Source organism: Pseudomonas sp. NFX224, from assembly GCF_048565165.1.
Taxonomy (GTDB): domain Bacteria; phylum Pseudomonadota; class Gammaproteobacteria; order Pseudomonadales; family Pseudomonadaceae; genus Aquipseudomonas.
The window spans coordinates 1,212,662-1,239,281 of the sequence record NZ_CP183416.1; the positions used below are offsets into that span (position 1 = coordinate 1,212,662).

22 protein-coding genes are annotated in these 26,620 nt (G+C 57.4%); 5 read left to right on the forward strand and 17 right to left on the reverse strand.

The window, feature by feature from the left end:
* Positions 1–356: 356 nt before the first annotated feature.
* From ACNYC6_RS05335 to mtnA, 15 genes are all read right to left on the reverse strand, one after another.
* Complete coding sequence (locus ACNYC6_RS05335; protein WP_419711405.1) at positions 357–1,412, reverse strand: LPS O-antigen chain length determinant protein WzzB; 1,056 nt, start codon at positions 1,410–1,412, stop codon at positions 357–359.
* A gap of 132 nt (positions 1,413–1,544) precedes the next feature.
* Positions 1,545–2,435, reverse strand: a complete 891-nt coding sequence (gene rfbA, locus ACNYC6_RS05340; RefSeq protein ID WP_419711406.1) for a glucose-1-phosphate thymidylyltransferase RfbA — start codon at positions 2,433–2,435, stop codon at positions 1,545–1,547.
* On the reverse strand, positions 2,432–3,325 hold the full coding sequence (rfbD, locus tag ACNYC6_RS05345; RefSeq protein WP_419711407.1) for a dTDP-4-dehydrorhamnose reductase: 894 nt from the start codon (positions 3,323–3,325) through the stop codon (positions 2,432–2,434). Before rfbD ends, rfbA begins: the two co-directional genes overlap by 4 nt.
* Entirely contained in the window at positions 3,322–4,398 is a 1,077-nt protein-coding gene (rfbB, locus tag ACNYC6_RS05350) for a dTDP-glucose 4,6-dehydratase (RefSeq protein ID WP_419711408.1), read from the reverse strand. The genes rfbD and rfbB overlap by 4 nt, the downstream gene beginning before the upstream one ends.
* A 225-nt stretch (positions 4,399–4,623) precedes the next feature.
* Positions 4,624–4,863: a lipopolysaccharide assembly protein LapA domain-containing protein gene (locus tag ACNYC6_RS05355; RefSeq protein ID WP_419711409.1), complete on the reverse strand. Its 240-nt coding sequence runs from the start codon at positions 4,861–4,863 to the stop codon at positions 4,624–4,626.
* Between the two features lie 30 nt (positions 4,864–4,893).
* The gene (gene ihfB, locus ACNYC6_RS05360; RefSeq protein WP_003189779.1) at positions 4,894–5,190 is read right to left on the reverse strand and encodes an integration host factor subunit beta; all 297 of its coding nucleotides are present in this window, start codon (positions 5,188–5,190) and stop codon (positions 4,894–4,896) included.
* Positions 5,191–5,341: 151 nt separating this feature from the next.
* The gene (locus tag ACNYC6_RS05365; RefSeq protein WP_419711410.1) at positions 5,342–5,620 is read right to left on the reverse strand and encodes a hypothetical protein; all 279 of its coding nucleotides are present in this window, start codon (positions 5,618–5,620) and stop codon (positions 5,342–5,344) included.
* Between the two features lie 215 nt (positions 5,621–5,835).
* Positions 5,836–7,530 (reverse strand): 30S ribosomal protein S1, encoded by a 1,695-nt coding sequence (gene rpsA / locus ACNYC6_RS05370; protein WP_419711411.1) that lies wholly within the window; start codon positions 7,528–7,530, stop codon positions 5,836–5,838.
* Positions 7,531–7,650: 120 nt separating this feature from the next.
* Positions 7,651–8,340, reverse strand: a complete 690-nt coding sequence (cmk, locus tag ACNYC6_RS05375; RefSeq protein WP_419711412.1) for a (d)CMP kinase — start codon at positions 8,338–8,340, stop codon at positions 7,651–7,653.
* Complete coding sequence (locus ACNYC6_RS05380; RefSeq protein WP_419712914.1) at positions 8,337–10,544, reverse strand: bifunctional prephenate dehydrogenase/3-phosphoshikimate 1-carboxyvinyltransferase; 2,208 nt, start codon at positions 10,542–10,544, stop codon at positions 8,337–8,339. Before ACNYC6_RS05380 ends, cmk begins: the two co-directional genes overlap by 4 nt.
* Before the next feature lie 28 nt (positions 10,545–10,572).
* Complete coding sequence (hisC, locus tag ACNYC6_RS05385) at positions 10,573–11,685, reverse strand: histidinol-phosphate transaminase (protein ID WP_419711413.1); 1,113 nt, start codon at positions 11,683–11,685, stop codon at positions 10,573–10,575.
* A gap of 13 nt (positions 11,686–11,698) precedes the next feature.
* Positions 11,699–12,793, reverse strand: a complete 1,095-nt coding sequence (gene pheA, locus ACNYC6_RS05390; RefSeq protein WP_027620100.1) for a prephenate dehydratase — start codon at positions 12,791–12,793, stop codon at positions 11,699–11,701.
* A complete protein-coding gene (gene serC, locus ACNYC6_RS05395; RefSeq protein ID WP_419711414.1) occupies positions 12,793–13,878 on the reverse strand; it encodes a 3-phosphoserine/phosphohydroxythreonine transaminase in 1,086 nt (361 codons plus the stop codon). The genes pheA and serC overlap by 1 nt, the downstream gene beginning before the upstream one ends.
* A gap of 248 nt (positions 13,879–14,126) precedes the next feature.
* The gene (gene gyrA / locus ACNYC6_RS05400; RefSeq protein WP_419711415.1) at positions 14,127–16,784 is read right to left on the reverse strand and encodes a DNA gyrase subunit A; all 2,658 of its coding nucleotides are present in this window, start codon (positions 16,782–16,784) and stop codon (positions 14,127–14,129) included.
* 412 nt (positions 16,785–17,196) lie between these two features.
* Entirely contained in the window at positions 17,197–18,273 is a 1,077-nt protein-coding gene (gene mtnA, locus ACNYC6_RS05405; protein WP_419711416.1) for an S-methyl-5-thioribose-1-phosphate isomerase, read from the reverse strand.
* 108 nt (positions 18,274–18,381) lie between these two features.
* Between mtnA and ACNYC6_RS05410 the strand changes: the two genes are divergently transcribed.
* The 5 genes from ACNYC6_RS05410 to ACNYC6_RS05430 all read left to right on the forward strand — a co-directional run bounded on the left by ACNYC6_RS05410 (position 18,382) and on the right by ACNYC6_RS05430 (position 23,210).
* Positions 18,382–19,716, forward strand: coding sequence for a TRZ/ATZ family hydrolase (locus ACNYC6_RS05410; RefSeq protein WP_419711417.1), 1,335 nt, complete (start codon positions 18,382–18,384; stop codon positions 19,714–19,716).
* A 58-nt stretch (positions 19,717–19,774) separates the two neighbouring features.
* Positions 19,775–20,473, forward strand: a complete 699-nt coding sequence (gene ubiG / locus ACNYC6_RS05415) for a bifunctional 2-polyprenyl-6-hydroxyphenol methylase/3-demethylubiquinol 3-O-methyltransferase UbiG (RefSeq protein WP_419711418.1) — start codon at positions 19,775–19,777, stop codon at positions 20,471–20,473.
* 4 nt (positions 20,474–20,477) lie between these two features.
* A complete protein-coding gene (gene mupP, locus ACNYC6_RS05420; RefSeq protein WP_217873267.1) occupies positions 20,478–21,149 on the forward strand; it encodes an N-acetylmuramic acid 6-phosphate phosphatase MupP in 672 nt (223 codons plus the stop codon).
* Positions 21,150–21,181: 32 nt separating this feature from the next.
* The gene (locus tag ACNYC6_RS05425; protein WP_419711419.1) at positions 21,182–21,922 is read left to right on the forward strand and encodes a YciK family oxidoreductase; all 741 of its coding nucleotides are present in this window, start codon (positions 21,182–21,184) and stop codon (positions 21,920–21,922) included.
* 361 nt (positions 21,923–22,283) lie between these two features.
* Positions 22,284–23,210 carry a GGDEF domain-containing protein gene (locus ACNYC6_RS05430; protein WP_419711420.1) on the forward strand — a complete coding sequence of 309 codons (927 nt, stop codon included), beginning with the start codon at positions 22,284–22,286 and terminating at the stop codon, positions 23,208–23,210.
* 73 nt (positions 23,211–23,283) lie between these two features.
* Here the strand turns inward: ACNYC6_RS05430 and ACNYC6_RS05435 are convergent, their stop codons facing one another.
* Positions 23,284–24,045 (reverse strand): TenA family transcriptional regulator, encoded by a 762-nt coding sequence (locus ACNYC6_RS05435; RefSeq protein WP_419711421.1) that lies wholly within the window; start codon positions 24,043–24,045, stop codon positions 23,284–23,286.
* Between the two features lie 76 nt (positions 24,046–24,121).
* On the reverse strand, positions 24,122–26,578 hold the full coding sequence (locus ACNYC6_RS05440; RefSeq protein ID WP_419711422.1) for an EAL domain-containing protein: 2,457 nt from the start codon (positions 26,576–26,578) through the stop codon (positions 24,122–24,124).
* Positions 26,579–26,620: the final 42 nt, after the last annotated feature.

Genomic DNA, 26,620 nt, shown 5'->3' on the forward strand with positions numbered 1-26,620 from the left:
TCGACTGCACAATTACCTAGCGCCAAACCCGCAGCGACTCCAATGGAATCACTTGACGACAAAGCAAATGGATGGAAAGAAGTTTGGGAGCTAAATGGAGCCTGTAGCAGTCCGCTCAGTGCTTTTTCACCCCAAAAACCTGGCTCTGTACGTCTGTCACCGCAACGATAGAGAGGCTGACCGATGCGCTCATCCAGCCCAATTATATATAGCAACATGTGCATTCGGGCTTTAAACACACCGATTGAACCTTGGAAAGCACAAAGATGTCGTGCTATTGTATTTAGGTTTGATGGGAGGCAATCGTGACACACAAAAATCACCTCCATCAACTCAAACAACTTATTCTCGAACTTCTAAACCGAGCGCAACTCACAACTGCGACGATACAAAGTTCTGAACAATGCTACGAATATGCCAATAATACCACCCAGCAGGATCGCCACAGCCAATATCAATGCTTTCTTCGGTTTGACTGGCTTCTCTGGCATCTCAATCGGACCATCTACGCGAAAAACCGCTACTTCATCCGGCTTGACGGACAGACTTTTATAAAAGGCATACTTTACTTGCAAAGAACGAAGATTTTTTATGAAAGGGTCGTCCAACTTCCGTTCTTCAAGATTTTTAATTTCAGCTTGGAGCGCCTTGCTACCACGCATATAAGTCAACTCCCCACTCATATTAGCTGATACTTCGCTCGACAAATTTCCGCTTATGATGGGAGGTTTTTCTAAACCAATAGCTTCAGCAATACTGAGCGCCTCACGCAACTGAGAAATAAGATCTTCGCGTACATGCTGACCACTTTCACGCAACGCACTAATCTGCTGAGCAAGATCTCGCGCTCGGACTTCGGCCTCTCTATTGACGTTATCGATCATCTCCCCCACTGCTATGATACGGGCCTTGTCTATATAGGCCTTTGTCCACTCTAACGCCTTGGACGGATCATTGCTTTGCATCGTTAATGAGAAACGATCCGCAGAGTCTTTGCCTGCAAGTGCAATAGTCAAGTCTTTGGAGAAGCGGTCATAGAGCACCTCCTGAGCACCGGAACGCTCAGTTTCGTTAAGGGACGGGAGATAGTACTCTTCAAAAAAATTCCGACGCAGAGACTCGGCTTGAAGATTACGCAAAAAAAACTCATATACGTATTTCACGCTGTAAGGCTCGAGCCCCGACTCTTTGGTACGACCATAGTTAAAGTCGGCGATATCTTTCGGAGTCGGCGGGATTACAAAAGCCTTAGCTTCATAGACAGGCTTACTGAGAAAAGCATAAGTCCCACCAATTAAAGCGAATAACGTAACGACACTTAAGATCAGCCATTTTTGCAGCCATAGTCCTTGAATGACTTCAATAAGGTCAATTTCGTCATTAGGCCTAGCCTCAGCACGGTTGTTGCGCATTTATCGCGGTTCCCTTCTTAGATTTCAATCACGATGTTGGTTGGGAGTGGTCCACTCATTAACTTACGAGTGAGGTTGGCCGTCACCCAGCTTCCCCGCCGGCGTTCAAACGCCGATTCGTTGAGACCATCTTTACTGGGAAGGCGAATCCAGCAGCTTTTCCAGGTACTGGCCGTAGCCAGTCTTCTTCAGCACTTTAGCTTGAGCACTCAATTGTTCAGCAGTAATCCAGCCTCTGTTGTAAGCAATCTCTTCAAGGCAAGCCACTTTCAGCCCCTGACGCTTTTCTATGGTATGCACAAAGTGACTGGCTTCAAGCAGCGAGTCATGAGTACCAGTATCAAGCCAGGCAAAGCCGCGACCGAGCATTTCGACATTGAGCGTCTTACGCTCGAGGTACGCGCGGTTCACATCGGTGATTTCCAACTCGCCACGCTCGGATGGCTTAATGCTCTTGGCGATCTCGACAACATCATTGTCGTAGAAGTAAAGGCCGGTCACTGCATAGTTGGATTTTGGCTTCAGCGGCTTCTCTTCAATACTCAGTGCACGACCGGTTTTATCGAACTCAACGACACCGAAACGCTCTGGATCGGAGACATGGTAGCCGAATACGGTAGCGCCTTGCTGTTGAATGCTGGCGGAATGCAAGTTATCCGAGAAGTGCTGACCATAGAAGATGTTGTCACCCAGAATCAGGCAGCAAGGGTCCTTGCCAATAAACTCTTCACCAATTATGAAGGCCTGTGCCAGGCCATCCGGGCTAGGCTGCTCGGAGTAAGTCAACTTGATGCCATACAAGCTACCGTCGCCCAGCAACTTGCGAAAGCATGGCAAGTCTTCCGGCGTGGAGATAATCAGGATTTCACGCATACCCGCGAGCATCAGCACCGACAAGGGATAAAAGATCATCGGTTTGTCGTAGATCGGCAGCATCTGCTTGGATACACCGAGGGTCAACGGGTGCAGTCGAGTGCCTGAGCCGCCAGCCAGGATGATGCCCTTACGGTTTATAGTGGTCATTTGTTTAGAACTTCCCTAAGCATTCGGGTTACGCCACTTTGCCAATCCGGCAAGTGTAGTGAAAAACTGTCACGCAGCTTCTGCGTATTCAAACGCGAATTCAAAGGCCTACGCGCGGGTGTTGGATAAGCGGTGGTTTCAATCGGATTGATTAATTTTACAGCGAGCTGCTCACCGCTGGATCGAGCGAAGTCGATCACATAGCTGGCATATCCATGCCAGGATACTTCGCCGCTAGCAACCAAGTGATATAAGCCCGCCAACTCCGGACGCAGCATGACTTGCTGTATAGCCAATGCCGTCACATCGGCGATCAGATCCGCCCCCGTGGGCGCCCCAATCTGGTCATTGATGACACTCAGGTTTTCTCGGTCCTTGGCCAAGCGAAGCATGGTTTTTGCGAAATTGTTGCCACGGGCGCCATAGACCCAACTGGTCCGAAAAATCAAATGCTTGCAACCCGACGCCGTAATCGCCTGTTCGCCAGCCAACTTGCTAGCGCCGTAGCGATTCACCGGAGCGACGGGATCATTCTCCAGCCATGGCATCGAACCTTGCCCACTGAAGACATAGTCGGTCGAGTAGTGAATCAACCAAGCACCTAGCGATACCGCTTCCTCAGCAATGAGCTGACTGGCTTGAACATTCACACGATCGGCCAGTTCAGTTTCGGACTCAGCCTTATCGACGCCGGTGTACGCCGCAGCGTTGACAACCACGTCTGGCTTTACCTCACGAATCGTCCTGCGTAAGGCATCGAGGTTCGACAAGTCGCCGCACAGATCATCGACTCCATTACGATCCAAGGCAATCAACTCGCCAAGTGCTGCTAAGGAGCGTTGCAGCTCCCAGCCCACCTGGCCGTTTTTTCCCAGTAGAAGGATTTTCATGCTTTATTCGAACGATCCGCGTAGTTCTGGTCAATCCACTGCTGGTAGCTACCACTCTTCACGTGCGCAACCCATTCAGTATTGCTGAGGTACCACTCGACAGTCTTGCGAATACCAGTTTCGAATGTCTCCTCCGGCGCCCAGCCCAGTTCGCGCTGTATTTTGCTGGCGTCGATAGCGTAACGCTGATCGTGGCCTGGGCGATCCTGAACATAGGTGATAAGGCCGGCATGTGGGCGATGAGCAGAATCTGGACGCAGCTCGTCAAGCAAAGCGCAAAGGGTATGCACCACTTCGATGTTCTGTTTTTCGTTATGGCCGCCGATGTTGTACGTCTCTCCAATAACGCCTTCGCTCACTACTTTGTACAGTGCGCGAGCGTGATCCTCGACGTACAGCCAGTCACGTACCTGACTGCCTTTACCGTAGACCGGCAGTGGCTTGCCTTCCAACGCATTAAGAATGATCAGCGGGATCAACTTCTCAGGGAAGTGGCACGGACCATAATTGTTCGAGCAGTTGGTGACCAAGGTCGGCAGACCGTAGGTACGGCTCCAGGCGCGTACTAAGTGATCCGAACTGGCCTTGGTGGCCGAGTATGGCGAGCTCGGCTGATACGGCGTGGTTTCGGTGAAGAGATCTTCCGGACCTTCGAGGTCTCCGTAAACTTCATCAGTCGAAATATGGTGGAAGCGGAAGTTTGCTTTACGCCTATCGTTCAGTGTTGTCCAATAGTGGCGTACGGCCTCCAACAGAGTGTAGGTACCGATGATGTTGGTCTGAATGAATTCAGACGGCCCAGAAATAGAGCGGTCGACGTGAGACTCTGCGGCCAAGTGCATGATCGCATCTGGTTGGTGCTCACGCAAGACACGGTCGACCTGGTCACGATCACAGATGTCGACGCGTTCGAACACATAACGCGAGCTGTGGCTAACTTCGGCCAACGACTCAAGGTTACCGGCATATGTCAGCTTATCGACGTTTACGACAGAGTCGGTGGTATTGGAGATGATGTGACGGATGACTGCCGAGCCGATAAACCCGGCGCCGCCGGTAACTAGAATTTTCACGCGAAACCATACCCTTGAGCTGCGGACAGTGGCACCAACGAGCACTGTCTAATCCATGAATGCAGAAGCCATCAATCCTGAGGCTTCCGTCAGAGTCAGTCTGAATCGATGTGGGTATAGGCCACTATCGAACAAGGGATGCATTTTACAGCTTAATGAATCTTTTACGAATGGATATAGACAGTCAGAGACGCTAATTCGACAGACGCCCTGCGCTTGTCGCTTTCAGACAAGACGCTTGCGTGCTGATCTGGACGAACGTCCCAGAACCAGGCTAAGTATCGGACCTATAAACATACCGACCAGCAATGCCAGCACCACGACCAGAGACACCGGAAGCTCGGGACCTGCCCAACCCAAAAACAACAACGAAACCGATTGCTGGTTCTCAAGCACAAACGCAAGAATCGCCAACACCAGCAAAAGAATAAAAACGCCAAGAAGTATGCGCTTGAGATTACGCATGAGCATCTCCCTGATAATGAGCAGCGAGGATCAAACCCCCTCCTCCTCTTCCTCATTCACCCGATCACGTAGCTCTTTTCCCGGCTTGAAATGCGGAACGAATTTACCGTCAAGGCTGACAGACTGACCGGTTTTAGGATTGCGACCTACGCGCGGCGCGCGGTAGTGCAAGGAGAAGCTGCCAAAACCACGGATCTCGATGCGATCACCGGTGGCCAGACATTGGGACATTTGCTCAAGCATGGTCTTGATGGCCAGCTCAACATCTTTTGATGAGAGCAGCCCTTGATGGGTGACAATTCGTTCGATCAACTCCGACTTCGTCATATTTTTCCCTTCTTTTTCAAGCAGCTAGGAAAGCGCTCCAAAGGTTTTAGCATGCCTGCATGAATTTGAACAGTCCGAGTTTTGACATCTTCCTATCCATCACACAGTGTCGGATTCAGTCACGCCGCCCCACCCTCCTTGATTCGCGGCCTCACCTGCAAATTACTAGCATGGTGCGTGTCAGGTAGCCGGCAGGATTGAAGCCAAAGGGGAACTCATCCTCTTCTTTTGCATCATCCGACCTGGCAACGACTTTATAGCCCGCCCCCTTACACTCCTTCGCTGCGCGCTTGTGGCACTTTTCCCAACCTGAGCCGAGCCCGGAACAATCGACTTCAATACCGCTGACCCCACGTACCACATGGGTCTTGGCATTCGTGGTACAACCCGCCAGTGTCAGTAATGCTATTGCGACAATGAGCTTGTTCATTCACTTCCTTATGCCAGGCACGATGCCCGAGCGTCGTTCGCTTCAGACTAAGACTAGCCGCAAATAAACGATTGATCTTGTTAAAGAAAGAGACATCCCAGGAAGGGCATATGTTTCACACCATTACAGAAGCCCCAACACAGCCCCCTGAAGTACAAATTCACAGACACAAAAAAGGGCGACCGAAGTCGCCCTTTTTTACAGAAAGCCAGAACTTAGTTCTGTTTTTCCGCTTGTGCAGCACGCAGCAGGTCACCCAGAGTGGTGGCTACTGGAGCGTCACCAGCTACTGGCTTGTCGCGCAGGCTCTGGATAGCTTCTTTCTCGTCTTCAACGTCTTTCGACTTGATCGAGAGCTGGATTACGCGGCTCTTGCGATCAACGCTGATGATCTTGGCTTCTACTTCTTCGCCTTCTTTCAGAACGTTACGAGCGTCTTCAACGCGGTCACGGCTGATTTCGGAGGCTTTCAGAGTCGCTTCGATATCGTCGGCCAGAACGATGATGGCGCCTTTGGCGTCAACTTCTTTCACAGTGCCCTTAACGATGGCGCCTTTGTCGTTAACCGAGACGTACTCGGAGAACGGATCGCTTTCCAGTTGCTTGATGCCCAGGGAGATGCGCTCGCGCTCTGGGTCAACCGACAGGATAACGGTGTCCAGCTCGTCGCCCTTCTTGAAACGGCGTACGGCTTCTTCGCCCACTTCGTTCCAGGAGATGTCGGACAGGTGAACCAGACCGTCGATGCCGCCGTCCAGACCAATGAAGATACCGAAATCGGTGATCGACTTGATGGTGCCGGAGATTTTATCGCCCTTGTTGAACTGGCCAGAGAAATCTTCCCATGGGTTAGATTTGCACTGCTTGATGCCCAGGGAGATACGACGACGCTCTTCGTCGATGTCCAGAACCATAACTTCCACTTCGTCGCCGACTTGTACGACTTTCGAAGGGTGGATGTTCTTGTTGGTCCAGTCCATTTCGGAAACGTGTACCAGACCTTCAACGCCTTCTTCCAGCTCAGCGAAGCAGCCGTAGTCGGTCAGGTTGGTTACACGCGCGGTAACGCGAGTGCTTTCTGGGTAACGGGCTTTGATAGCAACCCATGGATCTTCGCCCAGTTGCTTCAGGCCCAGGGAAACACGATTGCGCTCGCGATCGTACTTCAGAACCTTGACATCGATCTCGTCGCCAACGTTGACGATTTCGGAAGGATGCTTGATACGCTTCCAAGCCATGTCGGTAATGTGCAGCAGGCCATCGACGCCACCCAGATCGACGAATGCGCCGTAATCGGTGAGGTTCTTGACGATACCTTTGACTTGTTGGCCTTCCTGCAAGGATTCCAGCAGAGCTTCGCGCTCGGCGGAGTTCTCGGCTTCCAGGACGCTACGACGGGAAACGACAACGTTGTTGCGCTTCTGGTCCAGCTTGATGACCTTGAATTCCAGCTCTTTGCCTTCCAGGTGCGTGGTGTCGCGCACTGGACGGACGTCAACCAGAGAACCTGGCAGGAACGCACGGATGCCGTTAACGTCGACAGTGAAGCCGCCTTTAACCTTACCGTTGATAACGCCCTTGACCACTTCTTCGGCTGCGAAGGCTGCTTCCAGAACAATCCAGCATTCAGCGCGCTTGGCTTTTTCACGGGACAGCTTGGTTTCACCAAAGCCGTCTTCAACCGAGTCCAGAGCAACGTGAACTTCGTCACCGACGTTGATAGTCAGGTCGCCAGCGTCGTTGTAGAACTGCTCAAGCGGGATGAGTGCTTCAGACTTCAGACCAGCGTGAACGGTTACCCAGCGAGCTTGGTAATCGATATCAACGATAACACCGGTGATGATGGAGCCTGCCTGAAGGTTCAGGGTTTTTAGGCTTTCTTCAAAGAGTTCCGCAAAGCTTTCGCTCATTTTAATTCCTGTTGATAAGGGCGAAGACTACGCCCATCTCCACATCCCAGACGATGTGGGTCAGTTTCATTTAAAAGAAGCCACCGCAGGACTATGACTGGTCCCCTGCGGCCTTCTTGGTCACCCGGCGATATCGCGAATGGCGATCTCGCTCATGATGCGTTGCAGCACCTGATCGATGGACAATTCCGTGGAATCCAGCTGTATGGCGTCAGCCGCCGGTTTGAGCGGGGCTACCGCTCGCTGGGTGTCACGCTCATCGCGTGCACGTATCTCATCTAGCAGACTCGACAGACTAACACCATCGACTTTGCCCTTCAACTGCAAGTATCGACGGCGCGCACGCTCCTCGGCACTGGCGGTGAGGAAAATCTTCAGCGGTGCGGCCGGAAAAACCACCGTGCCCATGTCCCGACCGTCCGCCACCAGACCCGGCGCTTCCTGGAATGCGCGCTGGCGTTGCAGCAGCGCCTCGCGTACCGCGGGCAATGCAGCCACCTGGGAGGCACCGGAGCCGACGCTTTCGGTACGGATCACATCACTGACTTCATCGCCTTCAAGAATGATCCGCTGCAGCTGACCGTCGGTCGCCGCAATGAATTGCACATCCAGATGAGCGGCAAGTTTTTTCAGCAACTCTTCATTGGTCAGGTCGACGCCATGGTTATGCGCAGCAAACGCCAACAGACGGTACAGCGCACCGGAATCCAGCAGATTCCAGCCAAGACGCTTGGCCAGAATCCCGGCTACCGTGCCTTTTCCGGAGCCGCTAGGCCCATCGATAGTGATGACCGGTGCAATGTTGTTCACGACTGAGCCTCTTGGGCAACGCGGATACCGACCTGAGCACACAGCGCGAGGAAGTTCGGGAACGACGTCGCGACGTTGGCGCAATCATGGATGCGGATCGGCGCAGTGGCGCGCAACGAAGCAACGCTAAAAGCCATGGCGATCCTGTGGTCACCGTGACCGTGCACTTCGCCGCCGCCGATCGAGCCGCCATCGATAATGATGCCGTCCGGGGTCGGTTCACATTTGACGCCCAGCGCCAGCAGACCATCGGCCATGACCTGAATTCGGTCCGATTCCTTGACTCGCAACTCTTCGGCACCGGTCAGAACGGTGCGCCCCTCGGCGCAGGCAGCGGCGACGAACAGCACCGGGAATTCATCGATAGCCAGCGGCACTAACGCTTCCGGAATCTGGATACCTTTGAGTTTAGCTGCACGTACGCGCAGGTCCGCTACCGGCTCGCCGCCCACTTCACGCTGGTTTTCCAGGGTGATGTCGGCGCCCATCAGACGCAGGATGTCGATGACGCCGGTACGGGTCGGGTTGATACCGACGTGCTCAAGCACCAGCTCCGAACCTTCGGCGATCGAAGCGGCCACCAGGAAGAACGCGGAAGACGAGATATCGCCCGGCACTTCAATGTGGGTAGCCGTCAGCTTGATGCCGGATTCGACCGAAGCGGTCGCGCCATTGACCGTTACCGGGTAGCCGAAGCCGCGCAGCATGCGCTCGGTATGGTCGCGAGTCGGTGCAGGCTCGGTCACCGTGGTTTTGCCTTCGGCGTACAGACCGGCCAACAGCAGGCAGGATTTAACCTGGGCGCTGGCCATCGGCATGGTGTAGGTCAGGCCTTTGAGCTTGTTGCCACCACGGATCACCATCGGCGGACGGCCTTCAGCGGCGGTTTCGATCACGGCGCCCATTTCACGCAGCGGATTGGCCACGCGATTCATCGGGCGCTTGGACAGCGAAGCATCGCCGGTCAGGGTGCTGTCGAAGTGCTGTGCGGCCAACAGGCCGGACAACAGACGCATCGAAGTACCCGAGTTACCCAGGTAGATCGGGCCCGGCGCAGGCTTCAGGCCATGCAGGCCGACGCCGTGAATGGTCACGCGACCGTGGTGCGGACCTTCAATGACCACGCCCATGTCACGGAACGCCTGCAAGGTCGCCAGGGCGTCTTCGCCCTCGAGGAAGCCTTCGACTTCGGTGACGCCTTCAGCCAGGGAGCCGAGCATGATCGAACGGTGGGAAATCGATTTGTCACCTGGTACGCGAATCCGACCGGACAGGCGGCCACCAGGTTGAGCCAGGAAAATCAGATCGTTGGAATTCATAGCGTCCACATAGGCCCGACGGGCCAGGATTTTACTGAAATGCTCGCGAGCAACCCGGGCGCGAGTGAAAACGCCCAACAATTGGTGCCCATCCCCTGCATCGACCGCGTCGCGCAAGGCGTCGAGGTCGCTGCGAAATGTATCGAGTGTGCGCAGGACAGCTTCGCGGTTGGCGAGGAAGATGTCGTGCCACATGACCGGGTCGCTTCCGGCGATTCTTGTGAAATCGCGGAAACCGCCCGCAGCGTAACGGAAGATCTCAAGGTTTTCATTGCGCTTGGCCAACGAATCGACCAAACCGAACGCCAGCAAGTGCGGCAAATGGCTGGTTGCCGCCAATACTTCGTCGTGACGCTCGACTTGCATGTGTTCGACATCGGCGCCCAATGCGCGCCACAGACGATCAACGATCGCCAAGGCCTGCGGGTCGGTCTGCTCCAGCGGAGTCAGGATCACTTTATGACGACGGAACAGCTCGGCATTGGAGGCTTCCACCCCGCTCTGCTCGGAACCGGCAATCGGATGCCCCGGCACGAAACGCGACGGCATGCCGCCAAACGCTTCAGTGGCTGCGCGCACGACGTTACCCTTGGCGCTGCCGACGTCGGTCAGAACCGCCTGCCCCAGGTCCATGCCCGCCAAACGGCCAAGCATTTTCTCCATGGCGAGGATCGGTATGGCGAGCTGGATCACGTCAGCGCCCTGGCATGCAGCCGCCAGGTCTTCTTCGCAGCGATCCACCACACCCAATTCAACCGCCAGTTTGCGCGATTGCGGATCGAGATCGACCCCGACCACTTCGCGGCACAAGCCACTCTCGCGCAAACCCTTGGCAAACGAACCACCGATCAATCCCAGACCGACCACCACCAGGCGCCCGATCATAGGTTCAGCAGATTGCAGTGCAGTGACATCAACCACGAGCCAGAACCTTGGTCAGCGCCTCGAGGAAGCGGCTGTTTTCCGCGGGCAACCCGATGGTGATGCGCAAGTGGTTCGGCATGCCGTAGTTGGCCACCGGACGCACGATCACGCCTTCGCGCAGCAAGCCCTGGAAGATCGGAGCCGCTTCACGCCCCAGATCAACGCAGATGAAATTGCCCTTGGATGGAATCCAGCCCAACCCCAACTCACGGAAACCCGCTTCCAGTTGCTGCATGCCGGATTCGTTCAAGCGACGGCTTTCAGCCAGGTACGCGTCATCCTTCAACGCGGCGCAAGCAGCGGCCAGGGCCAGGCTGTTGACGTTGAACGGCTGACGTACGCGGTTCAGCACATCGGCAACCACGGCGGTGGACAAGCCGTAGCCGACGCGCAGCGATGCCAGGCCGTAGGCCTTGGAGAACGTACGGGAAACCAGCAGGTTCGGATAAGCCGCGAGGAAATCCAGACCATCCGGCAAGTCGCTGCCTTCGGCGTATTCGATGTAGGCCTCGTCCAGCACGACCAGCACGTGCTCCGGAACATCCTGCAGGAACTCGTCCAGCGCCTCGGCGCCGAACCAGGTGCCGGTCGGGTTGTTCGGGTTGGCAATGAACACCACACGGGTATTGGCATCGATCGCAGCCAGCATTGCAGGCAGGTCATGCCCCCAATCCTTGGCCGGAACCACTTTGGCCTGCGCGCCGACGGCCTGGGTTGCGATTGGATAAACCGCAAAGGCGTGCTCGCTGAACACAGCATTCAGGCCCGGCGCCAGATAAGCACGCGCCACGAGCTCAAGAATATCGTTGGAGCCGTTGCCCAACGTCACTTGGTTCAGTTCGACGCGGCATTGCTCGGCCAACAGGGTCTTGAGTGCAAAACCGTTGCCGTCCGGGTAACGGGTCAGCTCGGCCAGCGCGTCACGGATGGCTGTCAGCGCTTTCGGACTGGCACCCAGCGGGTTTTCGTTGCTTGCCAGTTTGACGATGCTGGCCGGATCCAGATCCAGCTCGCGAGCCAGTTCGTCCACGGGTTTGCCCGGAACGTAAGGCGAAAGTTGTTGCACGCCCGGCTGTGCCAGAGCGAGGAAATTGCCACTCATTTGCTACCGCCCCTTAGAGAACTGCTTTCGGGTAGGAACCCAGCACTTTGAGTGCCACTGCTTCCTGACTGATCTTTTCCAGCACACCTTTTACCAGCGGATCACGGTGGTGGCCGACAAAGTCGATGAAGAACACGTAGGTCCATTTGCCGCTGCGCGACGGACGGGTCTCGATGCGCGTCAGGTCGATGCCGTTGTCGTGGAACGGCACCAGCAACTCGTGCAGCGCGCCCGGCTTGTTGCTCATGGAGACGATGATCGAGGTCTTGTCGTCGCCGGTCGGCGGCACTTCCTGATTACCGATCATGAGGAAGCGCGTGGAGTTGTCCGGACGGTCCTCGATTTTTTCCGCCAGACGCGTCAGCCCGTACAGGCCGGCCGCCATGTCGCCGGCAATCGCCGCCGAGTTCCACTCACCCTTGACCCGCTTGGCCGCTTCGGCGTTGCTGGACACCGCCACGCGCTCGACATTCGGGTAATGCGCGTCCAGCCACTTGCGGCACTGGGCCAGCGACTGGGCATGGGAGTAAATGCGGCTGATGCTGTCGGTCTTGGTGTTTTCACCGACCAACAGGTGGTGGTGAATCCGCAACTCGACTTCGCCACAGATCACCATGTCGTGTTCGAGGAAGCTGTCCAGGGTGTGGTTGACCGCGCCTTCGGTGGAGTTCTCCACCGGGACCACGCCGAAGTTCACCGCACCGGCCGCCACTTCACGGAACACTTCGTCGATCGCCGCCATCGGCTTGCTGATCACGGCGTGGCCGAAGTGCTTCATTGCTGCAGCCTGGGTGAAGGTGCCTTCAGGGCCGAGGTAGGCGACTTTCAGCGGCTGCTCGAGCGCCAGGCACGAGGACATGATTTCGCGGAACAACCGCGCCATTTCTTCGTTGCCCAACGGCCCCTGGTTGCGCTCCATAACACGCTTGAGCACCTGAGCTTCGCGCTCAGGACGATAGAACACCGGCACTTCGCCTTCGGCCAGCGAGGCCATCTTTACCCGCGCGACTTCCTGGGCGCAGCGCGCACGCTCACTGATCAGCTCCAGCACCTTGGTGTCCAGAGCGTCAATGCGAACGCGCAGTGCCTTGAGTTCTTGCTCAGACATTAGCCGTGTTCCTTCTCGAACTCTGCCATGTACGAAATCAGCGCATTGATCGCATTGATGTCGACGGCGTTATAGATAGAGGCGCGCATGCCGCCCACGGAGCGGTGACCTTTCAGGTTCAGCAGGCCACGCTCGTCGGCACCGGCCAGGAACGGCTTGTCCAGACGGTCGTCCGCCAGACGGAACGGCACGTTCATCCACGAACGATCCGACTTGTTGATCGGGTTGCTGTAGAGGCCGCTGGCGTCGATGAAGTCATACAGCGTGCGCTGTTTCACTTCGTTGAGCTTGCCGATGGCCTCGACACCGCCCTGCTCTTTCAGCCATTCGAACACCAGGCCGGACAGGTACCAGGCCAGGGTCGGCGGAGTGTTGTACATCGAGCCGTTATCGGCCGCGACCTTGTAGTCGAGCATGGTCGGGCACAGGGAACGGGCGCGACCCAGCAGGTCTTCGCGCACAATGTTGACCACGATGCCGCTCGGGCCGATGTTTTTCTGCGCGCCGGCGTAGATCATGCCGAAGCGCGAGACATCCACCGGACGCGAGAGAATGTCGGAGGACATGTCGGCCACCAGCGGAACATCGCCGGTTTCGGGAATCCACTGGAATTCCAGACCACCAATGGTTTCGTTCGGCGCGTAGTGAACGTAGGCCGCGTCCTTGGACAGCTTCCACTCGTTCTGGCCGGGAATGGCGAAGTAGTCGTAAGGCTTGGCGGTAGCCGCAACGTTGACGTTGCCGTAACGCGAAGCTTCTTCGATGGCTTTCTGCGACCAGATACCGGTGTCGATATAGTCGGCAGTGCCGTTTTCCGGCAACAGGTTCAGAGGAATCTGAGCAAATTGCTGACTGGCGCCGCCTTGCAGAAACAGCACTTTATAGTTCGAAGGGATATTCAGCAGATCACGCAGATCCTGCTCGGCCTTGGTGGCGATGGACACGAACTCATCACTGCGATGACTCATTTCCATGACCGACAGCCCCTTGCCGTGCCAATCAAGGAGTTCACCCTGGGCGCGCTTCAGGACAGCTTCGGGAAGGGCCGCAGGACCGGCACAGAAGTTATAGGCTCTCTTGCTCACATCCAATCTCGCTCTGATTTGGTGGTATCACGCAATAAATCGCATTATCAGCCGACACCGGGTCCCTGCTGAAACCAGGCTTGTGGGAACCAGCCTGCTGGCGATTGCCTCACCGCAATACATCGGGCGAACTGCGGCGCCTGCATCGCCAGCAGGCTGGCTCCCACAAGGGATCTCCAGAGGTGTCGATAATTCTTTCAGGACAAACAACAAGGGGGCGAATTTTCATCCGCCCCCTGCTTACCCGATTATTCCTGTGGTTCTTCGTCAGCGGCGGCGTCGAGCTGCTGGTCTTCGGTAACGTCGTCGATCACGACCTCACCCTCGAACACTGCACCCTCTTCACCTTCTTCCAGTTCTTCGCCTTCGATTTCCGACGGCTCCTGAACCCGCTCAAGGCCGACCAGGGTTTCATCCTTGGCCAGTTTGATCAGGGTCACGCCCTGGGTATTACGACCGAGACTGGAGACTTCGTCGACACGGGTACGCACCAGCGTGCCCTGGTCGGAAATCAGCATGATTTCCTCGCCGTCGAGTACCTGCACCGCGCCGACCAGACGGCCATTACGCTCGTTGCTGACCATGGCGATAACGCCTTGGCCGCCACGCTTGTACTCAGGGAACTCGGTAATCGCGGTGCGCTTGCCGTAGCCACGCTCCGAAGCGGTGAGGATCTCGCTGCCTTCTTCCGGGATCAGCATGGAAATCAGCTTCTGCCCTTCCGGTAGACGCATGCCGCGCACACCGCGAGCGGTACGGCCCATGGCGCGAACGTCGGACTCCTTGAAACGAGTCACTTTGCCGCCGTCGGAGAACAGCATGACCTCACGCTCGCCATCGGTGATGGCCGCGCTGATCAATACATCGCCTTCATCCAGCTCCAGCGCGATCAGGCCGACGCTGCGTTGACGGCTGAAGGATTCCAGCGGGGTCTTCTTCACGGTGCCGTTGGCGGTCGCCATGAAGATGAAGTGACCTTCGGTGTATTCCTCGACCGGCAGCATGGTGGTGATGTATTCACCGTCATCCAGCGGCAACAGGTTGACCAGCGGACGACCACGGGCAGCGCGGGACGCTTCAGGGATTTCGTAGGTTTTCAGCCAGTACACCTTACCCTTGCTGGAGAACAGCAGCAGCGTGGTGTGGCTGTTGGCAACCAGCAGGTGAGCGATGTAGTCCTCATCCTTGACGCCGGTCGCCGACTTGCCTTTACCGCCACGACGCTGTGCCTGGTACGCAGCCAATGGCTGGGTCTTGGCGTAGCCACCGTGGGAAATGGTCACGACGCGCTCTTCTTCCGGGATCATGTCACCCAGGGTCAGGTCGAGGCGGGCATCGAGGATCTCGGTGCGACGCACGTCGCCGTACTCGGCGCGGATCACTTCCAGCTCTTCGCGGATCACTTCCATCAGGCGTGTGGCGCTGTTGAGGATGCGGATCAGCTCGCCGATCTGGTTGAGGATCTCTTGATACTCGGCCAGCAGCTTTTCGTGCTCCAGACCGGTCAGGCGGTGCAGGCGCAGCTCCAGAATGGCTTGCGCCTGTTCTGGCGACAGGAAGTACTTGCCTTCACGCAGGCCGTATTGCGGATCGAGGTTCTCCGGACGGCACGAATCGGCACCGGCACGCTCAACCATCGCCACCACCGCCGAGGATTCCCAAGGCGTGCTGACCAGCGCTTCCTTGGCTTCCGATGGCGTTGGCGAGGCCTTGATCAGGGCGATGACCGGGTCGATGTTCGACAGGGCAACCGCTTGACCTTCAAGGATGTGACCACGCTCGCGCGCCTTGCGCAGTTCGAACACGGTACGGCGGGTAACGACTTCGCGACGGTGACGAACGAAAGCTTCCAGCAGGTCCTTGAGGTTCAGGATCCGCGGACGGCCGTCGATCAGCGCAACGATGTTGATACCGAACACCGCTTGCAACTGGGTCTGGGCGTAGAGGTTGTTGAGGATCACCTCAGGCACTTCGCCACGACGCAGCTCGATCACAACGCGCATACCGTCCTTGTCGGACTCGTCGCGCAGCTCGGTGATGCCTTCAAGCTTCTTCTCTTTAACCAGCTCGGCGATCTTCTCGATCAGACGCGCCTTGTTCAGCTGGTAAGGGAGTTCGGTGATGACGATCTGCTGACGACCACCGACCTTGTCGATGTCTTCGATCATCGAGCGGGCGCGCATGTAAATGCGGCCGCGACCGGTGCGGTAGGCTTCGATGATGCCGGCACGACCGTTGATGATCGCGGCGGTCGGGAAGTCCGGACCGGGGATGTATTGCATCAGCTCGTCGACAGTCAGCTCGGGGTTGTCGATGAGCGCCAGGCAACCGTCGATGACTTCACCGAGGTTGTGCGGCGGAATGTTGGTCGCCATGCCCACGGCGATACCGCTGGAGCCGTTGACCAACAGGTTGGGAATACGGGTCGGCATGACCGCCGGGATCATTTCGGTGCCGTCGTAGTTCGGCACCCAGTCCACGGTTTCCTTGTGCAGGTCAGCCAGCAGCTCGTGTGCCAGCTTGGTCATGCGCACTTCGGTGTATCGCATGGCCGCGGCGTTGTCGCCGTCCACCGAACCGAAGTTGCCCTGACCATCTACCAGCAGGTAGCGCAGGGAGAATGGCTGCGCCATCCGAACGATGGTGTCGTACACCGCGGTATCACCGTGCGGGTGATACTTACCGATCACGTCACCGACAACACGGGCAGATTTCTTGTACGGCTTGTTGAAGTCGTTGCCCAGCTCGCTCATCGCGAACAGCACACGCCGGTGCACGGGCTTCAAGCCATCGCGCGCATCCGGCAGTGCCCGCCCGACAATTACGCTCATTGCGTAGTCGAGGTAGGACTGCTTCAGCTCGTCTTCGATATTGACCGGGAGGATTTCTTTGGCCAGTTCGCCCATGAGAAGCCTGATTCCTTTTTCTGGTGAAACTTCGTCACATCCATATGGGACCAACGAAGCTCGCCGATACAGGCTGAGTGCCATGCACCGACTTACGACAAATCAACGAGTTATGCCATGGATCTGCGCAGTGAAGGTCACCCCGCGGGGCAACCTTGGAAACCGCCGGATGTTATCACAAGAGCCGCCACGCACCTATCCCCCAGATGCGCATGGAGAGTAGTTAGTTGACCGGTGACAGGCTTGAAGGGGACGAGAGAGGCTTAGAGCTGCTGCGAATGTAGAATTCGGGGCCGGATTACGGATGTTTATTGACTTTCAGACCCTGATCGCCAGCAGGCTGGCTCCCACATTGATCTGTGTCGATCACCAATCCCGCTGGCGATGGCGCCCTTTCGAACGCCACCGCTAATTAATGCAGACGCTTACGGCACATCAACTGCGCCATTTTCGCCGTATCCGGGCGTTCAACGATGCCTTTTTCGGTGACGATGGCATCGATCAGGTCCGCAGGGGTCACGTCGAACACAGGGTTAAAGGCATCGACATCCGCCCCGACCCGCTTGCCGCCAACCTCCAGCAATTCGCGACCGTCACGCTCTTCGATCGGGATGTCGTCGCCACTGGCCAGGTGCATGTCGATGGTCGAGCTCGGCGCCACTACCATGAAGCGCACACCGTGATGCATGGCATTGACCGCCAGTTGATAGGTGCCGATCTTGTTCGCGACGTCGCCGTTGGCGGTGATTCGGTCAGCGCCGACGATGACCCAGGTGATGCCCTTGGTTTTCATGATGTGGGCGGCAGCGGAGTCGGCATTGAGGGTCACCGGAATGCCTTCGTTGGCCAATTCCCAGGCGGTCAGCCGCGAACCTTGCAGCCATGGGCGGGTTTCATCGGCGTAAACGCGTTCGACCATGCCTTCGATGAACGCGCCGCGAATCACCCCCAGCGCCGTGCCGAAGCCACCGGTGGCCAGCGCGCCGGTGTTGCAGTGAGTCAGGATCGCTTGGGCATTGCCCTGATGCTTGCGGATCAGGTCTACACCCAGTTGCGCCATAGTCAGGTTGGCTTCGCGATCACTTTCATGAATGGCGATCGCCTCGGCCTCCAGTGCTACCAGCGGATCGACATTGTCTTTCAGGCGATCGAGCCGATCATGCATCCGGCCCAGCGCCCAGAACAGGTTGACCGCCGTGGGACGGGAATCGGCCAGCAGCGCGAAATCCTCTTCCAGCGCCGCGTACCAGTCGCCACCTTCGGCAATCCGGGCACGGGCCGCCAGCACGATGCCATAAGCGGCACAGATGCCAATGGCCGGCGCGCCCCGCACCACCATCGAGCGAATGGCTTCGGCCACGCCAGCCGCGCTGGTGTAGGCGACCCAGGTTTCTTCGAACGGCAAAATACGCTGATCCAGCAGATAGAGGGCATCATCACGCCAATCGATGGCCTTCACCTTCTCCGCAGCCAACAGTCGATCGCGCATCCCACACCCCGCACTCATGAACAAAAGCCGCCGATTATAGCGATCCCCCCGCGAAGACGCTCGGGTATACTTCGCCATCCTTTACAAAAGCACTGGAACCGTCCCTCGATGCCGAACACTGCCGCTGCGCTCGACCTGTTATTGCTGCCGACCTGGCTGGTACCCGTCGAACCCGCCGGCGTTGTCCTCAAGGATCATGGTCTGGGCATCCGCGACGGGCGCATCGTCTTTATCGGCCCACGCGCTGCCGCACTGAAGCTTAACGCAAGCGAAGTCCGCGAATTGCCGGACATGTTGCTCAGCCCTGGCCTGATCAATGCTCACGGGCACGCGGCGATGACCCTGTTCCGTGGCCTGGCGGATGATCTGCCCTTGATGACCTGGCTGGAAAACCATATCTGGCCTGCCGAGGCCAAATGGGTCGACGAGGATTTCGTGCGCGACGGCACGGACCTGGCCATCGCCGAACAGCTCAAAGGTGGCATCACCTGTTTCTCTGACATGTACTTCTTCCCGAAGGTTGCCAGCGAGCGCGTACACAACAGCGGCATTCGCGCACAAATCGCGATCCCGATCCTTGATTTTCCAATCCCCGGCGCCAGTACGGCGGACGAAGCCATTCGTCAGGGCATCGAATTGTTTGGCGATCTCAAGCACCACGACCGCATCAAAATCACCTTCGGTCCCCATGCACCCTACACCGTGGGCGATGAAAACCTGGAAAAAATCCGCGTGATCGCCGAAGAACTCGATGCGTCGATCCATATGCACGTGCATGAAACCGCCTTCGAAGTGCAGCAAGCGGTCGAACAGCGCGGCGAACGCCCGCTGGCCCGCCTTGCGCGCCTGGGCATGCTGGGGCCGCGTTTTCAGGCGGTTCACATGACTCAGATCAGCGAAGAAGACCTGGCGTTGCTGGTAGAAAGCAACACCCATGTGATTCATTGCCCGGAGTCGAACCTTAAGCTCGCCAGCGGTTTCTGCCCGGTGGAGCGTTTGTGGCAGGCCGGGGTCAATGTCGCCGTGGGCACCGATGGCGCGGCCAGCAACAATGATCTGGACCTGCTGGGAGAAACCCGCACCGCTGCGTTGCTGGCCAAGGCCGTCGCCGGGTCCGCTACGGCACTGGACGCCCATCGCGCCCTGCGCATGGCGACCCTCAATGGCGCCCGCGCCCTGGGGATCGAAACCCAGACCGGCTCGCTGGAAGTCGGCAAAGCCGCCGACATCGTCGCGTTCGATCTCTCTGGCCTGGCCCAGCAACCGGTCTACGACCCGGTGTCGCAGCTTATATACGCCACCGGTCGCGATTGCGTGAAACATGTTTGGGTCGCCGGCAAGCATCTGCTCGACGACCGTCGCCTGACGCGCCTGGATGAACAGCAACTGGTCGCGACGGCCAAGGCCTGGGGCCAGCGCATCAGCGGCCGTACCGAATCGTAAGCCCCCCCGGACTCAAACCGGGGCAACAGAATTTTTCAAGTTTTAGAGGACTTAAACCATGAGCAACGTCGACTACGCCGAAATCGCCAAATTCGAAGCCTTGGCCCATCGCTGGTGGGACCGCGAAAGCGAATTCAAACCGCTGCACGATATCAACCCGCTGCGGGTCAACTGGATTGACGAGCGCGTCAACCTGGCCGGCAAGAAGGTCCTCGACGTCGGTTGCGGCGGCGGTATTCTCAGCGAAGCCATGGCCCAGCGCGGCGCGACCGTCATGGGTATCGACATGGGCGAAGCGCCGCTGGCGGTCGCTCAGTTGCATCAGCTGGAATCCGGCGTGAGCGTCGAGTACCGCCAGATCACCGCCGAAGCCTTGGCCGAAGAAATGCCGGAACAGTTCGACGTGGTCACCTGCCTTGAGATGCTCGAACACGTGCCGGACCCATCCTCGGTGATCCACGCCTGCTTCCGCATGGTCAAGCCTGGCGGTCAGGTATTCTTCTCCACCATCAACCGCAATCCGAAGGCGTACCTGTTCGCCATTGTCGGCGCCGAATACATCATGAAGTTGCTGCCGCGCGGCACCCACGACTTCAAGAAATTCATCCGCCCTTCCGAGCTCGGTGCCTGGAGCCGCATGGCCGGCCTGACCGTCAAGGACATCATCGGCCTGACCTACAACCCGCTGACCAAGCACTACAAACTGGCCTCCGACGTGGACGTCAACTACATGATCCAGACCCTGCGCGAGGAGTAAGCCGATGCGTATCAGAGCAGTTCTTTTCGACATGGATGGCACCCTGCTCGACACCGCGCCGGACTTCATCGCGATCTGTCAGGCGATGCGCGCCGACCGCGGCTTGCCGCCGATCAACGATAAACACATCCGCGACGAGATCTCCGGCGGCGCCAAGGCGATGGTCGCAGTGACCTTCTCCATGGACCCGGAATCACCCGGGTTCGAGGAACTGCGCCTGGAGTTTCTCGAGCGCTACCTCGTCGGTTGCGCGGTGCACAGCAAACTGTTCGACGGCATGGGCGAACTGCTGGCGGACATTGAGAAGGCCAACCTGATCTGGGGTGTGGTCACCAACAAGCCGCTGCGTTTCGCGGAGCCGATCATGCAGCAACTCGGATTGGCAGAGCGCTCGGCATTGCTGATTTGCCCGGACCACGTGAAAAACAGCAAGCCTGATCCAGAGCCGCTGATCCTTGCCTGCAAGATGCTCGACCTGGACCCGGCCAGCGTGTTGTTCGTGGGGGATGACCTGCGCGACATCGAGTCGGGCCGCGATGCTGGCACCAAGACCGCCGCCGTGACTTTCGGCTACATCCACCCGGATGATAATCCGCGGCATTGGGGTGCGGATGTGGTGGTTGATCATCCGCTGGAGTTGCGCAAGGTGCTGGATAGCGCCCTTTGCAGCTGCTGATCTTTTCAGCTTGTTAATGGATTGAGGTTTTTATGTTTGATTACTCCGCCCGCCCCGACTTGCTCAAGGATCGGGTCATTCTGATCACCGGCGCCGGTCGTGGCATCGGTGCCGCCGCTGCAAAAACCTATGCAGCCCACGGCGCAACCGTGCTGCTGCTGGGCAAGACTGAAGCCAACCTGACCCAGGTTTACGACGAGATCGAAGCCGCCGGCCACCCGCAACCGGCGGTGATCCCGTTCAATCTGGAAACCGCCCTGCCTCATCAATACGATGAGCTGGCGGCGATGATCGAAACCGAGTTCGGCCACCTCGACGGTTTGCTGCACAACGCGTCGATCATTGGTCCACGCACTCCGATCGAACAGCTGTCCGGCGAAAACTTCATGCGCGTCATGCAAGTCAACGTCAACGCGATGTTCATGCTCACCAGCACGCTGCTGCCCCTGCTCAAACTGTCGCAGGACGCCTCGGTGGTGTTTACCTCCAGCAGCGTCGGACGCAAAGGCCGCGCGTACTGGGGCGCTTACGGCGTTTCCAAGTTTGCCACCGAAGGCTTGATGCAAACCCTGGCGGACGAAGTCGACACCGTGGCGCCGGTGCGCTCCAACAGCATCAACCCGGGCGCCACCCGCACCAGCATGCGCGCCCAGGCGTATCCGGGCGAAAACCCGCTGAACAACCCGACGCCCGAGGAGATCATGCCGGTCTATCTATACCTGATGGGTCCGGACAGCACGGGTATCAACGGCCAGGCTTTTAACGCCCAGTAATGCCGTACGTCGCTTTTGTGCCGCGCCGACTTTCCGTCGCGGCATGTCGGCAAAGGTGCATTTCAGTCAATTCCATGTCGCAATACTCACCACCCCTTAGGACCCCACACCCAACCATTTGATTTATAACTACTTTATTTAAAACAAACGGAATGGCACGACTTTCGCTCTGCATTTGCTCAAACACGCCATGTGAAAGCGAACGGGGCGAGCCTGGATTCAGCAGGTTCCTAAACTTCTACAAAGCAGATTAAACTTGTACGAAATGTCCTACGGGACTGACGGACCAGTATGACGCGCAGCCCAAAGCCGCTCTCACCCAGCTTGTAAGACAGTCTTACTGCTCAAGGGCGCACGCCATATGAAATCACCTTCCCAGACCAACGCAATTGACTTCGATAGCGCCAAATTGCAACGCCTGGGCTTTGGTCAGCAGCAACCCTCTCTGGAACGGCCCATCAGCCTGGCGAAACTGCGCCAGCAATTGAGCATGCAGCTGCAAACCAGTCTTGAGCCACAACGTATTCTCGGTGTGTTTTTCCGCGAGATTCAGCGCCTCGTCCCCCTTGATGCCTTGAGCTATGAGCACAAGAGCAGCGATCTGCGCCTGGAATTCGGCCAACGTGGCCATCACTCGATCAGTTACAGCCTCAGCCATGAAGGTGAGCACCTGGGTGAATTGGTGTTTCGCCGTAACCAGCGTTTCAGCGAGCAGGAACAAGGCAACCTTGAGTCACTGCTGGCGGCGCTGCTTTACCCGATGCGCAATACATTGCTGTACCGCGCCGCCACTCAAAGTGCGTTGCGCGATCCATTGACCGACACTGGCAACCGCATCGCGATGGATCAGACGCTGCAGCGGGAAATCGAGCTGTCACGGCGTCACCTGCAACCGTTGTCGCTGCTGATGCTGGACATTGACCATTTCAAGCTGATCAACGACACCCATGGTCATAGCACCGGCGATGACGTGCTCAAGGCGGTGGCTGCTTCGATCAAAAGTCAGCTGCGCAATGTCGACATGGTGTTTCGTTTTGGCGGTGAAGAGTTTTTGATCTTGCTGTCGAACACCAGTCGCGAGGCTGCGGCCATGGTCGGTGAGCGCCTGCGGATTGCTGCGCAGACCGAGGAATACCTCGCCGATGGGCGTTCGATCGGGCTGACGGTCAGTCTCGGTTGCTCGACCCTGCTGCCTGGCGAGTCTGCCGAGAGCCTGTTGCGACGGGCTGATAATGCGCTGTACGTCGCCAAGCGCGAGGGGCGCAACCGGCTGGCGATGGCGGGCTGAGCTTGCTGAGCAGCACGAAACAAAGTGGGAGCGAGCACGCTCGCTCCCACCGTTTTATTGCGTGTTGGGTGAATCAGCTCTCAGCCAGTTCCAGCCTTTCACGAACTACCGGTATTTTCTCCGCATGCTCAAGCTGCATGCAGCGCTCCAGGAACAGATACATGTAGTCGTAGCTCTTGCACACCGCCTGACGCAATTCCACTTGCAGGGCTTTGCTCGGGTTCATGCCGGCCAGCGTGCAGATGATTTCCAGCGCTTCCCAAGGATGGGCATCGTCGTACTGGGCATGCATCTTCAGCCACTTCATCGCACGCTTGCGCTCTTCCTCGGGGAACGAGGCAGCGTAAACGCCATTGGAACAGACCACTGCCGACCACTCGCCGGTCGCCCCTTCAATGGCGTAGTTGGTGGCGGCAATGGCGACGATCAGCGAGTCCGCCGAACTGGTGTGCCAGCACCAATGACTCAAGGCGTGAAGTTCCGGGGCAACCTGCTGCGCCTGCAGATCTTCCAGGCTGACACCGTGCGCGCGGCTCCAGTTCACCCAATAATCGGCGTGGTTCAATTCGACACGAATGTTACGCATCAGCCAGCGACGCGCCATATCTTCGCCGGGGTGCCGGGCAAAACGGGTCTTGGTGAGGTTTTGTGCCATGTACAACGCGAACTGTTCGACCACCGGCCAGCCACCTATAAGGTACTGACGCATGGTCTTTGCACTGAGTTTGTTGTCTCGCATGCGCTGATACAGTTCGTGTTCGACAACCCGGCGCTTACTCTCGCTGCAATCCTGAATCAGGCGCTGTGCCCAGGCAGGGTAACTTGCAGCTTCCATGAGTGGTCCGGTTCTGTTGAATGTGTCGATCACTGTCGAGCTCCTTTTGATTGTGATTATTAGATCAGCGAGCGTTTCAACGGAACGTGCCAGGCGCCTTGAACAACAAAGGCTGAGGCCTGGCAGGACGACTTTGGAGGCTATCGCAGGTAAACAGTTGCGGGCGCTCGATGAGATACCCTTGAGCATAATCCACCCCGATCTCCAGCAATGCCTGCTCGATCTGAGGCGTTTCGACAAACTCGGCAATCGTACGCTTACCCATGACATGACCGATGTGATTGATCACCTCGACCATGGCGCGATTAATCGGGTCGTCCAGCATATCCTTAACGAAACTCCCGTCGATCTTCAGGAAGTCTACAGGCAAATGTTTCAGGTACGCGAATGAGGACATACCGGCGCAAAAATCATCCAGCGAAAACAGGCAGCCTAAGCCTTTGAGTTCATTAATGAATCTGATTGCGCTGCCCAAATTGGAAATTGCGCTGGTTTCGGTGATTTCAAAACAAATCATTTCAGCCGGAATCGAATAAGTAACGAACTGTTCACGCAGGAAGTCCAGAAACGCCTCATCTCCGATGGTCGTGCCTGACAGATTGATCGCACACATGGCCAGCGGCCCGTGACGTTTCTCAGCGCGGCATTGAGCAATGATCTTGAACACGTTCTGCACGACCCAGCGGTCGATGGAACTCATCAAGCCATAACGTTCGGCAGCCGGAATAAAGCTGTCGGGCAGAATCATCCGCCCGGACTCATCATGCAGGCGCAACAGGATTTCGATGTGCCCACCGCCCAAATCGATGCCCAGTGGCGCGATTTCCTGCGCGTACAGGCAGAACCTGTCCTCCTCCAGCGCCATGTGCAGGCGCTGCACCCAAGCCATTTCGCCGAACCGCAGGGACAGTTCCGAATCGTCGGGATGATAGACCTGAACCCGATTGCGACCCTTTTCCTTGGCCATATAGCACGCCATGTCGGCAGCACGAAGCGAGGCTTCGAGGGTGGTCGGGTTCTGCGAAACATGGACCAGACCGATACTCACGGTGGTCACGAATGGCCGGCCTTTCCATACGAAGTGCAGGTTCTGCACGGTCAGGCGCAGGCTCTCGGCAATTTTCTCCGCCGCCTCCGGCCCACAGTTTTCCAACAGGATGCCGAACTCGTCGCCGCCCAGTCGGGCCAGAGTGTCGCGTTCGCGCAGACCCGATTGCAGCAACGCGCAGATATGCCGCAGCAACTCGTCACCCGCGGCGTGACCGCAGGTGTCGTTGACCAGTTTGAACTGGTCCAGATCGAGAAACATCAGGGCATGCCGGCCCGACTGCCGTGTCAGACTGTGCAGCGCCTGCTCCAGGCGGTATTCGAATTCGCGGCGATTGGCGAGGCCGGTCAAGGCGTCATGGGTGGCCTGCCAAGACAGGTTGGCAATGTACTGCCGCTCCTGGGTCATGTCGTGCAACACCAGCACAGTACCGCTGACCTTGCCGGCGTTGCTGATGGGTGCGCCGACCAGCGTCACCGACACCGTGCTGCCATCCAGGCGCTGAATCAGTTTTGAATGTTCGCTACCACCGCTGAGTTGCCCGCTCAGAATGTGCTCGATCAAGGTAAAACCATCGGCCTGGGCGTTTTCGTCCAGCAGATTGAACAACGCGGCGAGAGGCAGTCCCGTTGCCTGCTCGGCTTTCCAGTGCGTCAACGCCTCGGCGGCCGGATTCATGTAGGCGATGGCGCCGTCCACGTCCGTAGTAATGACGCCGTCACCGATCGATTGCAGCGTGATCTGTGCCCGGTCTTTTTCCAGTTGCAGGGCATTGGCAAATTCATGACGCTGCTTGAGCAACTTGTGGGTACGCATCAGCGCCAGCGCGATCAAGCCAAGCGCAGTGGCGAAGTTGGTCAGCAACAACAGACGAAGAATAACCCGCGACCCCTCCCCCAACGCATCACTGAACGCTTTGGCCGCCGGAGTGACCTCATCATTGATCGCGAAAATCTGCTCTTTCCAGCGCACGATATCCGCTCGGGAAACCGGGCTGGCGGTGATGTGCTGGTGCATGTCCCGCGCAACGTCATCGAGCTTGACGAGGTACGCGTCACCCACCGTCCACAGGTCGATGGCTTTTTCCAGGTAACTGAAGTGGCGGAAATTGAGGTACAGCCAGATCAGACTGGAGACGTCGTCCGGGTGGTTACCGCCCTTGAGAATGCCCAGCCGCGCCGCTTCGATGTCAGGCGATAGCTGATCCAGCGCCACGCGCAATTCATGCCCGCCCTGCGGCACGGAAACGGCTTGCTGGTACTTGCGAAAAATCGCTTCGTCGCCGCTGTCGGCATAGAGATTGAGATAATAGATGGCATCTTTCTGCCCCTTGGACCACAGGCTTTCGCCGGCAACATAGCCACGAACCGCCGACAGTACATAAAGGCTAACGCCGCCCAACAAGGCTTGAAACAGCACAACGGCAATAAATGGCCAGACGATGCCCAACAACCGTGGCGTTCCGAGAGTCCGCGTTTGATTCATGAGGTCCCTTGCATTAGCACTGCTTGCTCGTCATCCGGACGA